Genomic DNA, 12,774 nt, shown 5'->3' with positions numbered 1-12,774 from the left:
TTAACTCTATCCTTTACCCTTTTGAAACTTTTGTCAAAGAGGGTATGTCATGAGAAATAAACATTATGCGGTTATTACAGGTGCGAGTTCAGGTATTGGTCGTGCAATTTCAATAAAATTAGCTGAGCGTGGATTTAATATTATTGCTGTAGCAAGGCGAGATTCCTTGTTGAATGAATTGAAAATCGAATTGCGTAAGATTAATCAATACATTGAGGTCGTAACAAAATCATGTGATTTATCTATTACAGATGATGCTATTTCACTTTATGAGGAACTGAAAGCTTTTGATATTCGGGTATGGGTAAATAACGCCGGTGTTGGATATTATGGGGAAGCATTCTCTCAGCCAATAAAAGATGCACAAACTTTATTAAATTTGAATATCAATACACTCGCAGTTCTATCGTTAATGTTCGTGCGTGATAATCAGAATATTGATGATTCACAGTTGATCAATGTAAGTTCTGCAGGAGGATATACTATCGTACCTACAGCCGTTACCTATTGTGCTTCGAAATTCTTTGTTAGCTCTTTTACTGAGGGATTGGCTCATGAATTATTGAACTTGGATGCTAAGATTAAAGTAAAATTACTGGCTCCAGCAGCGACCAAAACAGATTTTGGTCGAATTGCTAACGGAGTAGAATATTATGATTACGATAAAGTTTTTGGTACATATCATTCTAGCGAGGAACTAGCTGATTTCTTCATTCAGCTATATGATTCAAACAATGTTGTTGGATATGTAGATAGAGAGAGCTTTAGCTTTAAATTACTAGATAATAAAATGCCTTACGCAAATAACAATAAATTTAATCAAAAAATATAAGTACGAAAAAACCGCCAAAGCATAAGCTGAGGCGGTTATGTATAAATGGTCTTATCAACTAAAGGGATAACCAGATGAAAAAATTATGATAATAAAGCCAGTTGTACCAATGCTTATATGATGCTTTCATGGCAGAATATACGTTAACGAAACGTCAATAATATAAGGTGTTTTTTGTTGTTCTAATGACGTTTTTATTTGTATTTTTTGGCTTGTTCAGACATGAGAGTAATTAGCACACAGTTTTGAGTTACCATCCCACATAACTAAATGATGATTAATACCATGGGTTATAACTAAATCATCAAGGTTAGTTTCATCAAAAAATTTCAGTGGATAGAAAAATAGTAACTTGTTGAAATTGTTTTATAAATATAATATTTAATATCTTAATGCCATGGATTTTATCAAGATGAATAAATTATTAGTTCCAGTTTTTTGTATTGCTTCTTTATCAGGATGTGCGGTGACTGAGTATAATTATGTTCCTGACTCACAAAAAATCAGTGAGCCTAAAATAGGTCAGGTCAACCATATTACAGTAGGGCAACCCTTAGTTAGAGAAGGCAATATTAGTGAAATAGACGGAATTAAAGTATTAAACCCTGTACAGATAGATTTGGCATACAAAATTATTCCGGGTGTATTCAAAAAAGTGGGTTCAAGTGATAAAGGCGATTTTTATATGCCAGACCAAATAATTGACTCTGGTTCGGTCGCTGTTGAGGTTTTAGGGCAACCTTGGAATTCACTTTTAATTAAAAAAGGATCTAGTCCTAATGAGATTTGTATCGTAACAGATGTCAATGTTGCTGTTTGTAGCGATAAAGCACAAATCGAACAGGTGAAATTAAACAATTCTGATGGTAATTCATTTGAACAGGCTTTAATTTTCAATGGGATAAATGACCAAGTTGTCGATATTAGTTATCAAAAAATAGGTTCGAATATTGAGAACCAAGGATTTGGCGATACGATTCAGTATAACCTTAAAAATAGCGACATTATTTCTTATCGAAATGTAAAATTAAAAGTTATCGATAGCTCAGAAAACTCATTAACCTATACAGTGATAAGCAACTTTTCTGACAATTAATTAATGTGTGTCACATTAATTAACCAATTGAAAAACAGCGTTTAACTAAATTTAATCTCTAGTTAAGCGCTGTCGTGGCATCTTTTCTTACTTTGTTATCTCGCTAACTTCAAAATATTTGGATCACATCGACAGTTGTAGAATGTTGTCTTTTTGGTATACGTCACATACTCTAAGTTAAATTGATTTAACATAGAGGGTGTTATTTATGATGAATATCCAATCTGACCACAATAGCTTTTTTATTTTATCCGATGACAAGCAAACTCGTCTTGCCGAGATAACCTTTGTTTATACTGGCGATGAACTGGTGATTATTGACCACACCGTGGTTGATGAAAGCTTAAAAGGACAGGGAATTGCAAAGTTATTAGTTGCTAAGGTTGTTGAGCGAATGAGAAATGAAGGACGAAAAATTATTCCATTATGCCCTTTTGCAAAAGCAATATTCGATAGAACACCTGAATACAGTGATATCCGCCAATAACATTTGCTAATTACTGATGAGGTAAGTATGAGTATTCAATTTAATGATAAAATACCTGATTTACAGTTGATTACAGCACGTTCGAAGGATGTTGGTGGGCTTCTTGTTGCACGAGTTTTGCCAACAAGGGAGCGTAGGCTAATAGGAGCTTGGTGTTTTCTTGACCACGCGGGCCCGACGGTTTTTAAAGGAGACTCAGAGGGAATGAAGGTATCACCTCACCCTCATACTGCTTTACAAACATTCACTTGGATGATTGAAGGTGAAGTATTGCATCGAGATAGCCTTGGTTATGAGCAGGTTATTCGGCCAGGACAGGTTAATTTAATGACAGCAGGTCATGGGATCAGTCATTCTGAAGATACCTATGGAGAGAGCCGGCAGTTACATGCTGTGCAATTATGGATTGCTTTGCCCGAAGCAGTTAAAGATATTTCCCCACGCTTTGACCATTATCCTACGTTACCTCGTTGGGCTGAAGGCGAAATCTATTTCAATTTATTAGTTGGGGAATATGGCACTTATAAAGCACCAACATTGACATTTTCACCGTTGATCGGGCTTGATATTATTGCGAAGAAAACCGCTAGACAAGTTTTAACTTTACGATCTGAATTTGAATACGGTATTTTTGCCGTAAGTGGAAGTGCCATTATTGAAGGGCAGCAAATTAAGAGTAATGAATTAGTTTATTTAGGCAAAAATATAACAGAAATTTCTATAGAGCTAGCTTCAGATAGCCATATTCTATTACTGGGTGGTGAGCCTTTAAATGAGTCAGTACTAATGTGGTGGAATTTTATTGGTCGAACTAAAGCCGATATTCATGCCGCAGTTGAGGAGTGGAACCAAGGAAACCTACGTTTTGGCCGTGTTTATAACGATGAGCGCGAGCCAACACCGGCTCCAATTATGCCATAATCAATTTAAGTAACTCCTTTATTATTATTTTAAAAAAAGGAGTTACAGTCATTGTTATTGTTTATTATTTTTTCGTATTTATATTTGTCTTTAGCCGAAAATGGCTTTGAATTTAATTTAAGACTCGTTTTATACTCAGTTTATGAGTTCATAACCTGACTTTTATCGAAAAACTGATAATATGTATACAAAAGGCTATTTTTAAGTCAAAGCAAGCCGTAGCAGTTAGAGGTAGACGATAGAAATGAGTAAAAAATACCCATTGGGAATCGTTTGTTTAAGTTTATTCCCTGTTTCTTTTGTATCATTAGCGTTTCAAGAACAGCAATATAACCCAGTCGTATTTAATCTGGCTCAACTTTATGATTTCAATCCTGTCAGAGGTGCTGTTAAGCAAATAAAATCAGTTGTTTATAATGAAGATAAATCAATTAATTATGAATCAATGTTAAAAATTGGTCATGATGGTTGTGTGGAAAGTTTTACTTTTGATCAAAAGAAAGATGAGTATTTAAATGGTGCTCATAACTATCTTTTTGTAAAGCGAGTTAAAAATAAATTGGTTGGTAGGGATGTTAGTGGTCCTGTCGAAATGGTGATAGGTGATAACTGTCAAATAATGTCTAAAAAAGATTCAAATGGTGAATTAATCTACCAATATAACCAAGATGGCATTATTGCTGGCTCATTGCTTGCTGATACGAAAAAACAATATAGCAAAAATGATTATAATGAATTTAAACTTCCAACAACGATAAAATATTTTAAAGATAATGCACTCATCTCCGAGACTATAGTCACTTATGGGAAAGATATGAATAAGCCGTTTGATCATACGATGGATATCCGTGCATTGGGACAAACAATATTATTAGTCAATTCTAAGTGCGATTATAATGCTAAAAATATTGCCTATAAATGCAACTTTATTTTAAATCTTAACTCGAATGGTAATAATATTAAATTACTAAAAAATAGTATTACTGAAGTCGACTTTTATTAAATATAGGAGATGTTTAATGGCTATTTCTGCAAGAAATCAACTTACAGGTGTTGTTGAGTCGGTTGTTGTTGGCTCAGTAAATGATGAAATTATTTTAAATTTAGGTAATGGAGAAAGCATTGCTGCCATCATCACTAAAAACAGCACTGAACAGTTAGGATTAGAAAAAGGCAAGCAAGCAGTTGCGGTGATTAAAGCACCTTGGGTTGTTCTTGTTTCTGATGCACAAGAGTACCAATTTTCAGCACGTAACCAATTCAATGGCAAGGTAGAGTCTATTGAAAAAGGCAGTGTAAACTCAGTCGTTAATTTAAAAACGGATGCAGGAACATTATTATCAGCAGTAGTAACGAATAACAGTACAATTGAAATGGGGTTAGCAGTGAACAGCAAAGTTACTGCGATAGTTAAAGCCTCTTCGGTTATTTTAGCAACCAAAAAATAACTATATCCTTATTTTATAGCAAGGCTGTCATTGCGAATGAAGTGGTGGCCTTTTCTATTTCTGGCATGAAATTAAGAGCTGCTTAGTATTTAATATCTTAATTTTTTTACCTTTTTTCTCAATCAATTTATCACTGACGAGTTTAGATAGTGTTCGATTTAATTGCCTAACGGAGACGCCTAGCATTGCAGCTAAAGAGTCACGATTTTCTAATTGAAAACTTTCTCCATTCTGCTTTTCAGCAAAAGTAAGATAGCGTCTTAATTTATATTCAACTGAATATGATGCACTGGAGTGTAACTGTGATGTGTTATAAAGCTTTTTGCTAAGGTGCTGACAGATAAATTGCAAAAATAATGGAGCGTAAATTTCTTTTTTTCGGATCATAGATAAAGGTAGTGCAAGCAAGTCTGCATCTGTAACTGCCTGGATCGTATTATAGATACGGTCATTTTCAAGGTTACTTTGAAAAAGTTCTAAATCACCAATGATAGAAAATGCATTTTCAAATGAAAAAATGACTTTGCAACCGTTAGTTTCATAACGTTCAATTTGCAATTTTCCGCAAACAAGGAAGTAAAGGTGGCTGATTTGGCTATCTTGAAATATTAAATATTCTTTGGCCTTTATGTGGATAAGTTTTGTTTTTTTGAGAGTTTCGTCAGAAATGATTTTATCAAGTTGATGATGAGTAATAAATTCTGCACGCTTTATTGTAGAGTTTATTGCTTTCATTTTTATAACCATTTTCGCTTGAAATTATACTTAAATCATACTCGTTTTTTTCATTTAAAAAAGGACATATGTCCTTTTTTAAATGGTAGTAACCTTGCTAGTTTATTAAAAAATAACTCGCAGGATATTAACATGAAAGTACCTTTAAAACCGTCAAGCGTATTTACTAAAAGCATAAAAACAGCAATTAACGTTATGCCAAAAATTGAACTACACGTGCATTTAGATACATGTTTAAGTTATTCTTATGTTAAACAAACCATCCCAACACTAACGTTTAATGAGTTTAAACAAGGCTTTATTGCACCAGTAAGATGCGAAGATCTTGGCGATTTTCTACGTTGCATTAAACCTCAACTTAATATATTACAGACAAAATCTGCTATTGGACTCGCTGTTGATGATTTGTTTGAGCAATTAAAAATGGATAATGTAATTTATACAGAAATTCGGTTTGCTCCTTTATTACATACTCAACAAGGTCTTTCAAGCCGAGAGGTTGTCGATATAACATTAGATGCGATTAATTCGGCAGTTGTAAAGTACGAAATAGAAGCTGGCTTGATTTTGTGTACTTTGAGGCATTTTACTGCCTCTCAGAGTCTTGAAACGGCAAAATTAGTTGTAGAATATCAATCTCGTGGTGTTGTAGCACTAGATTTAGCTGCAGATGAGGCTCGCTTTTCATTAGACAATCATGAAACCGCATTTAACTATGTCAGAGAGCACGGCGGCAATGTTATCGCACATGCTGGTGAGGCTTTAGGCTATGAAAGCGTGATTGAAACATTAGATAAGCTAAATGTTTCGCGTATAGGACATGGAGTTAGAAGTATTGAGAATTCAAATACGATTGAAAAGCTCAAAGTGTTAAATGTATTACTTGAAGTTTGCCCAAGTTGCAATTTGGTGTGCAATGTCTTTGATAGTATCGAAAACCACCCTATTAATAAGTTGAAACAGCAGGGCGTTAAATTAAGCATAAATACAGATGCGCGAACAGTTGCGGATGTAACATTAAATAAAGAGTACCAATTATTGCATGATATATTTGGTTGGGGTATTGCTGACTTTACTGAGTGTAATGTAAATGCATTACTGGCGAGTTTTATTGCAGAAGAAAAAAGAGCATTGTTAATGGAAAAGCTACTAAACTAATAGGGCTGATAGAAAAAGAAGGAGGGCTTTATCCTCCTTCGCTATTGTGATTAATTATATGTAATACCATGCAAACTCCAATGATGAGTAATCTCTCTAATGATTAATAAAAAAGCACTGAATTCGCTATTTGTTGGCAATTGTGTTGAATGAATGGGGCTACCATTAATCACATCGACCAATTCATTAAAAGCATCTTCAATTTGCGATGTTGTGATAAAGCTACCATTAATATGCCTACTTTCTATCAGTAAACTTAATTTTTTATCATGACTAAAAAGCAATATTTCCCCTGTAGGGAGCTGTTTTTTTATCGGAATAATCGCGTTTTCGATATGTTCAATTGCCATTTCAGCTTCATAAGCTGTAATAGGGGAATGCTGAAACTTAAAGCCATTAAAGCTCTTAATGCCAATAGGTAAAATTATTTTATCCGATAGGTAAGATAAAGTGGCTTCATTGTCTTTAATATCCAATTGAATATGATTTTTCATTGTGGCCTCATTCATATATTATGATTTCATCATGCTACGCTGGTTAGTATTATCTGTATAGTAAATCCATTAATGTGAATGAATTGTTAATGTGTTACCCAGCACGGTAATGAGTATAAATTGAAAATTCCCATCCCATGATGGGCTAAAATTCAGCCTTTGCTCATCAGCGAAAATAAAATGTAATGAAACGATAAAGTTGATTGTATTATCTTTTTAATTTACACTATTTTTGCAATATAACAACATGATTAAAGCTGGAAAAGTATTTTCTAATTTATAGAATAATAAAGGTTAAATTTTAACTTCGAGTTATGCTATAAATAGATGAGTTAAAATTATCTATTTATAACAGGGTGAGCTTATGTCAGAAATAAGAATTGTTGCAACAGTAATTGCAAAAGATAATGAAGTTGATTTTGTGAAAGCAGCAACTAAATCAATTGTTGAGCCAAGCAATAAGGATGAAGGTTGTCTTCAGTATGAATTACACCAAGATAATGCTAATCCAAACATTTTTATTTTCTTTGAGATTTGGAAGGACCAAAAATCATTAGATAAACATAATGGAACACAACATTTGAAAGACTTTATTAAGAAAATAGAAGATAAAATTGATTCATTAGATGTGAAATTAATAAGCAAAATTGCATAATATTAATTAATAATGACTAAATAATAAAAAGGAATACAAATGTATTCCTTTTTAAGTTGATTATCCAAAAATTTCGGTGAGATGTGCTTTGTAATCATTGATGTATTTTTCAATATTAGGCTCTTTGATCACGTCATTAACCATAAAGGTTGGGAATTTTTTCAATCCGAGAAATTGTTGTGATTTATGAAAGGCAAAATAGACACCATCGACACCTCGACCATCAAAAAAATTATCAAACTCATCAAATGCATCAAGAGGAGCATTCCAAGTAACGGAAAGCATATATTTTCTTCCATGAAGTAGGCCTCCAGTACCATATTGCTTGTTTGGATCTTGGCGAGTGCGGCCATCATTTGCATATAAATGGCCGTGACCGAGGGTATAAACGTCATCCATATATTTTTTTACCATCCAAGGCATCATCATCCACCAGCTAGGCATTTGGTAAATAATCGTATCCGCCCAAAGAAATTTTTTAACTTCATTTTCGGAATCGTAGCCCGACTCAATATGCGTTTCTTGAATAGTGTGCCCTAACTTACTTAGCGTGGTTTTGGCTACATCATGTAACGTACGATTAAGTTGGCCTGCCGAGTGAGCAAATGTTTGCCCACCATTGAGAAGAAGAATTTTCATTTGTATTGCCTTATTCGTTAATTGCTAAGTTATATTTAGGCTAACAAACTAAAATAAATATGAAAAGTAGAGTAATAAAATGTAATTTATTATTTTCATGGTATTATTATCTTATTTAATAATTTGATTAGGCGAAGTTTAGTCAAATGTCTCTATAAAGACTATTTTTATAGTTAAAGCTATTAATAATAGGGATTATTGATTTTTTAGCAAAAGTCTATTGAGCTTATGGCTATTTTTCTCTGCATTATCCCATCGTATTCTTTGTCGTATTCAAATTGTTGCAGTAATTATGGGGTAGTTCGTAGCGAATGAACATGGACTATCCAAATAATTACCCGTGAAGCTTAATGTAAAAAATTTAAGAAAGGTAACACAATGACTATTCCTGTAATTGGTGTGGGTACATTCCGTTTAAAAGATGATGTGGTGATTGCTTCAGTAAAAAATGCATTAGATGTTGGGTACCGCGCCGTTGATACTGCACAAATTTATGAGAATGAAGCTGCGGTTGGGCAGGCTATTGCAGAAAGCGGCGTTGAACGCAGCGAGCTTTATATCACAACAAAAATTTGGATTGAGAATTTAAGCAAAGATAAGCTCATCCCAAGTCTGAAACAAAGTTTAAGTGATCTACAAATGGATTATGTGGATTTAACACTAGTGCATTGGCCATCTCCAAATGATGCTGTTTCTGTTGAAGAGTTCATGCAAGCATTATTGGAAGCGAAAAAACAAGGTTTAACACGTGAAATTGGTATTTCTAATTTCACTATTCCATTAATGGAAAAAGCAATCGCGGCAGTCGGCGTTGAAAATATTGCGACAAACCAAATCGAGCTTTCACCTTATCTGCAAAACAAAAAAGTCGTTGAGTGGGCAAAACAACACAATATCCATATTACTTCTTATATGACATTAGCGTATGGCAAAGCATTAAAGGATGAGGTTATTGCGAGTATTGCACAGAAACATAATGCAACATCTGCTCAGGTTATTTTAGCGTGGGCGATTGGTGAAGGGTATTCTGTTATTCCATCATCAACAAAACGTGAAAATTTATTAAGTAACTTGCAAGCAACTCAATTACAGTTAGATAGTGACGATAAAGCGGCGATTGCAGCATTAGATTGTAATGACCGTTTAGTTAGCCCAGAAGGTTTAGCGCCAAACTGGGACTAACTGATTATTCTATATGCTCAGAGGCTAAAATTTGTTATGGCCTCTGAATTTCTGCAAGATATTGAGTTAAGCTATCAATAAAAACCCGAATACGCTGGCTGACAACGCGGTCACTGTAATACACGGCATGGAATGGTAAAGGAATAGGCTGCAATTCATCTTTTAATACTTCGACAAATTGGCCATTTTGAATATCTTTATTCACCATAAAGTCAGACAAACATGCAATCCCATTTCCAGCTAAACAAAGCTGTCTTAGGGTCTCTCCGCTATTTGATGATATCCCTGCAGTAATTTCCATTAGTTGCCCATCAATGCCTTTAACTGGCCACATATTTAGTGATACGGGTTCAGTAAAGGTTAAGCATGTATGATGCAAAAGATCTTGAGGGTATTTAGGTTCATCATGTTGTTCCAGATAATTTGGAGACGCAATAATCTTGCGGTAACTCTTAAATAATGGGCGAGCACGTAAGCTGGAGTCGGTGAGATGTCCTGCTCGAATTGCAACATCAACTTTCCGTTCAATTAAATTAACAAAGGTTTCCGATGAAACTAACGACAAATGAATGTCTGGATATTGTTTGCGAAAAATAGCAACAAAAGGGATTAATATATGCAATACAATCGGTGTTGCTGCATCAATTCGTAATAGGCCTTTTGGAGAGCTTTGTGTGTCATATAATTCATCTTCTGCCGCTTGCATTTCTTGCAAGATAATTTTCATGCGTTGAAAATAAATTTCGCCCTCTGCAGTTAAGTCAATTTGCCTAGTGGTACGGTTAAGCAAATTGACCCCCAGTTTTTCTTCCAATTTTTTGACGATTCGGCTCACTGCTGAATTTGCTAAATTAAGTTTAGCAGCCGCTTTACTAAAACTTTTTTGTTCTACCACTTCTATATATACACGGGCTTCTTCAGATGTTGCTCTCATAATAATTTTATTAGCCAATAAGATGATAGAAAAGGTGATTATTATAGTAACAGCAATAGGTCTTAAAATTTAAACTAAAAATTTAGGAGCATGGAGCTTGGTTTGATTTTTAACCTAATCATATTAACTTATGGCTTATCGATATTTTTTAAAAGAATTTTTAATGCTTCAGTATAATTTTCTTGTGCATTGCATATTCTTTCATCTGCGTGATGTTCATTACGTAAGAGAGTGGATGTTGCTAATGCTTCACCGTGAGTATAGTCGATGAGAATATACCCCCGCTGGGTTGCTTGTTGTGTTGATAACCCTAGCTCAGTGAGTAACTGAATTAACTCATTAGTTATGCGAGTGGCTTGCTCAGGAAATAATGCGGAAGTATTAAATATTGCTAACGTAATTTGTGGGTACTGAATCACCTTTTCTCGATATTGGCATAGAAGGCTTTCTATTTTAGGAAAAGTGCCCGTGACATCAGTAACATTAATACAGTGATAAAGGGTGTTACCAATGGCCTTAATTAGCGTGTTTTTATCGGTAAAATAATGGTAAAGAGCCATCGGACTGATTGTCATTTCCTTAGCAATCAGTCGCATGGATAATTGTTCAATTCCTTTTTCATCTAATATCTCTATTGCCTTTGCAATAATATTTTCAGAGGAAATATTGAGTTGTTGTGCTTTCGGACGACCTGGTTTTCGCTCCGTCATTTTACTATCTCATAATGGGATTGAATAAGCCCTGAAGGGAAGCTTTGAGTATTTAAATGCTTGAGCAAGATATCTTGAGGTAGTGGGCCAAATAACGGGCGTCCTTCACCTAATAAAATAGGAATTTTAGTGATAATAAGGTCATGAACTAGCCCTTGCTTTAAAAAGGATTGAATGACTTGTCCACCATCGATATAAACACGTTTACAGCCTTCAGACTCTAATATTTGCATGACTTGCTCTGGCGCCTGGCTTGAAAAACGCACCTTACCGGCTAAATGCTCAGGAACGGGTTGCAGTGTGAGTGTGGATGAAAGAATCACAATAGGTTGCTCATAGGGCCAAGGCATGAAGCCGCAAACGGTTTCAAATGTCCCTCGCCCCATAATGATTGCATCGATGTTATTGATGAAGTTTTCGTAGCCATGATTTTCATCAGGAAAATCTTGTTGTACAAGCCACTCAATATCACCATTTTTTCGGGCAATATAACCATCTAGGCTGGTTGCTATAAAGACATGTCCTGAAATCATATTAATACCTATTAAAATTATTATACACTGTATAATAATGGGTGTGATGGTAAAAATACAGGTGATATTGTGCTCTTGTATGGAATTTGTTGAATTATTGATAAAAATTCTACAAAATATAGAGTAAGGCTGAGTTGTTCATAGGGCTCGTCAGTGTTTATGTTAACCTTGGCGTTTTTTATGTCTTACCGGTTGCAAGACGTATTTCACTGATATTAGTGAAAACCACATAACAGTGTTGATGAAATTTGCTAATATCAACGTGATATTTATGGGGGCTATTTTGAATGGGTTTTTATGTCGATAAAAATTATTGCTTTATTCTTTATCACTGCGTTGGCTGAAATTGCAGGCTGTTACTTTCCTTATCTTTGGATGAAAAAGCAAGGTGGGGCTTGGTTATTGATCCCTGCGGCGTTAAGTTTAATGCTATTTGTCTGGTTATTGACATTGCATCCGGAAGCAAGTGGCCGAATTTATGCTACTTATGGCGGGATATATATTGCCACCGCATTAGTTTGGCTGAAAGTGGTTGATGGTGTGCCTCTTACCGTGACTGACTGGGTAGGCGCTCTAGTTGTGCTCTTTGGTGCAGGGATCATAATTAGTGGTTGGAAATAGACGATAGTGTTATCACGTCACCTTGAAAAAAAATATTTGTTTATTTTAAGATGACGTGGCATTTAAGGCGATCACAAAATTATTCCTTTATGTTTATTTCATCAGATAAATACTAAATCTATATTTAAATTAAATTTAAAATTTATTTTTTCTAAGAAATAGACGTATCCTATTTTACGAAATGTTAATTGAAATGGAATTTAACTAAAATAGTTTAAATGTAACATTTGATCCAAATCAATTTAACAATAAATACTCTATTGGTAGTAATTTTAATTGATGTTTAACTACTCAGTTAATATTAATTAAACTTTTATTTTCACTTTCAT

16 protein-coding genes are annotated in these 12,774 nt (G+C 34.4%); 10 read left to right on the top strand and 6 right to left on the bottom strand.

Features of this window, described 5'->3' with window-relative positions:
- The first annotated feature begins 49 nt into the window (after nt 1–49).
- From PSE60_RS09755 to PSE60_RS09730, 6 genes are all read left to right on the top strand, one after another.
- On the top strand, nt 50–832 hold the full coding sequence (locus PSE60_RS09755; protein ID WP_272665290.1) for an SDR family NAD(P)-dependent oxidoreductase: 783 nt from the start codon (nt 50–52) through the stop codon (nt 830–832).
- 412 nt (nt 833–1,244) lie between these two features.
- On the top strand, nt 1,245–1,928 hold the full coding sequence (locus PSE60_RS09750; RefSeq protein ID WP_272665289.1) for a hypothetical protein: 684 nt from the start codon (nt 1,245–1,247) through the stop codon (nt 1,926–1,928).
- 211 nt (nt 1,929–2,139) lie between these two features.
- Entirely contained in the window at nt 2,140–2,415 is a 276-nt protein-coding gene (locus PSE60_RS09745; RefSeq protein ID WP_164529360.1) for a GNAT family N-acetyltransferase, read from the top strand.
- A 27-nt stretch (nt 2,416–2,442) separates the two neighbouring features.
- Entirely contained in the window at nt 2,443–3,336 is an 894-nt protein-coding gene (locus tag PSE60_RS09740; RefSeq protein ID WP_272665288.1) for a pirin family protein, read from the top strand.
- A gap of 244 nt (nt 3,337–3,580) precedes the next feature.
- Complete coding sequence (locus PSE60_RS09735; protein WP_272665287.1) at nt 3,581–4,339, top strand: YnfC family lipoprotein; 759 nt, start codon at nt 3,581–3,583, stop codon at nt 4,337–4,339.
- Between the two features lie 16 nt (nt 4,340–4,355).
- Complete coding sequence (locus PSE60_RS09730) at nt 4,356–4,784, top strand: TOBE domain-containing protein (RefSeq protein WP_272665286.1); 429 nt, start codon at nt 4,356–4,358, stop codon at nt 4,782–4,784.
- A gap of 54 nt (nt 4,785–4,838) precedes the next feature.
- Here the strand turns inward: PSE60_RS09730 and PSE60_RS09725 are convergent, their stop codons facing one another.
- Complete coding sequence (locus tag PSE60_RS09725; RefSeq protein ID WP_272665285.1) at nt 4,839–5,519, bottom strand: Crp/Fnr family transcriptional regulator; 681 nt, start codon at nt 5,517–5,519, stop codon at nt 4,839–4,841.
- Nucleotides 5,520–5,651: 132 nt separating this feature from the next.
- Here PSE60_RS09725 and add point away from each other — a divergent pair, with 132 nt between their 5' ends.
- On the top strand, nt 5,652–6,677 hold the full coding sequence (add, locus tag PSE60_RS09720; RefSeq protein ID WP_272665284.1) for an adenosine deaminase: 1,026 nt from the start codon (nt 5,652–5,654) through the stop codon (nt 6,675–6,677).
- A gap of 50 nt (nt 6,678–6,727) precedes the next feature.
- Here add and PSE60_RS09715 read toward each other — a convergent pair whose 3' ends face one another.
- Complete coding sequence (locus PSE60_RS09715) at nt 6,728–7,171, bottom strand: hypothetical protein (protein ID WP_272665283.1); 444 nt, start codon at nt 7,169–7,171, stop codon at nt 6,728–6,730.
- Nucleotides 7,172–7,535: 364 nt separating this feature from the next.
- On the opposite strand from PSE60_RS09715, the gene PSE60_RS09710 reads away from it, so the two are divergent.
- Nucleotides 7,536–7,826, top strand: a complete 291-nt coding sequence (locus PSE60_RS09710) for a putative quinol monooxygenase (RefSeq protein WP_272665282.1) — start codon at nt 7,536–7,538, stop codon at nt 7,824–7,826.
- A gap of 60 nt (nt 7,827–7,886) precedes the next feature.
- On the opposite strand, the gene PSE60_RS09705 is transcribed toward PSE60_RS09710, so the two are convergent.
- Entirely contained in the window at nt 7,887–8,465 is a 579-nt protein-coding gene (locus PSE60_RS09705) for an NAD(P)H-dependent oxidoreductase (protein ID WP_272665281.1), read from the bottom strand.
- A 378-nt stretch (nt 8,466–8,843) separates the two neighbouring features.
- On the opposite strand from PSE60_RS09705, the gene dkgB reads away from it, so the two are divergent.
- On the top strand, nt 8,844–9,647 hold the full coding sequence (dkgB, locus tag PSE60_RS09700; RefSeq protein WP_109911079.1) for a 2,5-didehydrogluconate reductase DkgB: 804 nt from the start codon (nt 8,844–8,846) through the stop codon (nt 9,645–9,647).
- A gap of 34 nt (nt 9,648–9,681) precedes the next feature.
- Here dkgB and yafC read toward each other — a convergent pair whose 3' ends face one another.
- The 3 genes from yafC to PSE60_RS09685 all read right to left on the bottom strand — a co-directional run bounded on the left by yafC (nt 9,682) and on the right by PSE60_RS09685 (nt 11,824).
- Nucleotides 9,682–10,581 (bottom strand): DNA-binding transcriptional regulator YafC, encoded by a 900-nt coding sequence (gene yafC, locus PSE60_RS09695; protein ID WP_272665280.1) that lies wholly within the window; start codon nt 10,579–10,581, stop codon nt 9,682–9,684.
- A 128-nt stretch (nt 10,582–10,709) separates the two neighbouring features.
- Nucleotides 10,710–11,291, bottom strand: coding sequence for a TetR/AcrR family transcriptional regulator (locus PSE60_RS09690; RefSeq protein ID WP_272665279.1), 582 nt, complete (start codon nt 11,289–11,291; stop codon nt 10,710–10,712).
- Nucleotides 11,288–11,824, bottom strand: a complete 537-nt coding sequence (locus tag PSE60_RS09685) for a dihydrofolate reductase family protein (protein WP_272665278.1) — start codon at nt 11,822–11,824, stop codon at nt 11,288–11,290. Before PSE60_RS09685 ends, PSE60_RS09690 begins: the two co-directional genes overlap by 4 nt.
- 297 nt (nt 11,825–12,121) lie before the next feature.
- On the opposite strand from PSE60_RS09685, the gene PSE60_RS09680 reads away from it, so the two are divergent.
- Nucleotides 12,122–12,445 (top strand): YnfA family protein, encoded by a 324-nt coding sequence (locus tag PSE60_RS09680; protein ID WP_272665277.1) that lies wholly within the window; start codon nt 12,122–12,124, stop codon nt 12,443–12,445.
- Nucleotides 12,446–12,774: the final 329 nt, after the last annotated feature.

Source organism: Providencia sp. PROV174 (assembly GCF_028480685.1).
Lineage (GTDB): Bacteria > Pseudomonadota > Gammaproteobacteria > Enterobacterales > Enterobacteriaceae > Providencia > Providencia rettgeri.
The sequence above is the reverse complement of the archived record's forward strand: the minus strand, read 5'-3'. Positions and strand labels throughout refer to the sequence as shown.

Bases quoted from the DNA above. Each gene is read 5' to 3' on its own strand.
- PSE60_RS09755 (WP_272665290.1), top strand. From the start codon at position 50: ATGAGAAATAAACATTATGCGGTTATTACAGGTGCGAGTTCAGGTATT.
- PSE60_RS09750 (WP_272665289.1), top strand. From the start codon at position 1,245: ATGAATAAATTATTAGTTCCAGTTTTTTGTATTGCTTCTTTATCAGGA.
- PSE60_RS09745 (WP_164529360.1), top strand. From the start codon at position 2,140: ATGAATATCCAATCTGACCACAATAGCTTTTTTATTTTATCCGATGAC.
- PSE60_RS09740 (WP_272665288.1), top strand. From the start codon at position 2,443: ATGAGTATTCAATTTAATGATAAAATACCTGATTTACAGTTGATTACA.
- PSE60_RS09735 (WP_272665287.1), top strand. From the start codon at position 3,581: ATGAGTAAAAAATACCCATTGGGAATCGTTTGTTTAAGTTTATTCCCT.
- PSE60_RS09730 (WP_272665286.1), top strand. From the start codon at position 4,356: ATGGCTATTTCTGCAAGAAATCAACTTACAGGTGTTGTTGAGTCGGTT.
- PSE60_RS09725 (WP_272665285.1), bottom strand. From the start codon at position 5,519: ATGAAAGCAATAAACTCTACAATAAAGCGTGCAGAATTTATTACTCAT.
- add (WP_272665284.1), top strand. From the start codon at position 5,652: ATGAAAGTACCTTTAAAACCGTCAAGCGTATTTACTAAAAGCATAAAA.
- PSE60_RS09715 (WP_272665283.1), bottom strand. From the start codon at position 7,171: ATGAAAAATCATATTCAATTGGATATTAAAGACAATGAAGCCACTTTA.
- PSE60_RS09710 (WP_272665282.1), top strand. From the start codon at position 7,536: ATGTCAGAAATAAGAATTGTTGCAACAGTAATTGCAAAAGATAATGAA.
- PSE60_RS09705 (WP_272665281.1), bottom strand. From the start codon at position 8,465: ATGAAAATTCTTCTTCTCAATGGTGGGCAAACATTTGCTCACTCGGCA.
- dkgB (WP_109911079.1), top strand. From the start codon at position 8,844: ATGACTATTCCTGTAATTGGTGTGGGTACATTCCGTTTAAAAGATGAT.
- yafC (WP_272665280.1), bottom strand. From the start codon at position 10,581: ATGAGAGCAACATCTGAAGAAGCCCGTGTATATATAGAAGTGGTAGAA.
- PSE60_RS09690 (WP_272665279.1), bottom strand. From the start codon at position 11,291: ATGACGGAGCGAAAACCAGGTCGTCCGAAAGCACAACAACTCAATATT.
- PSE60_RS09685 (WP_272665278.1), bottom strand. From the start codon at position 11,824: ATGATTTCAGGACATGTCTTTATAGCAACCAGCCTAGATGGTTATATT.
- PSE60_RS09680 (WP_272665277.1), top strand. From the start codon at position 12,122: ATGTCGATAAAAATTATTGCTTTATTCTTTATCACTGCGTTGGCTGAA.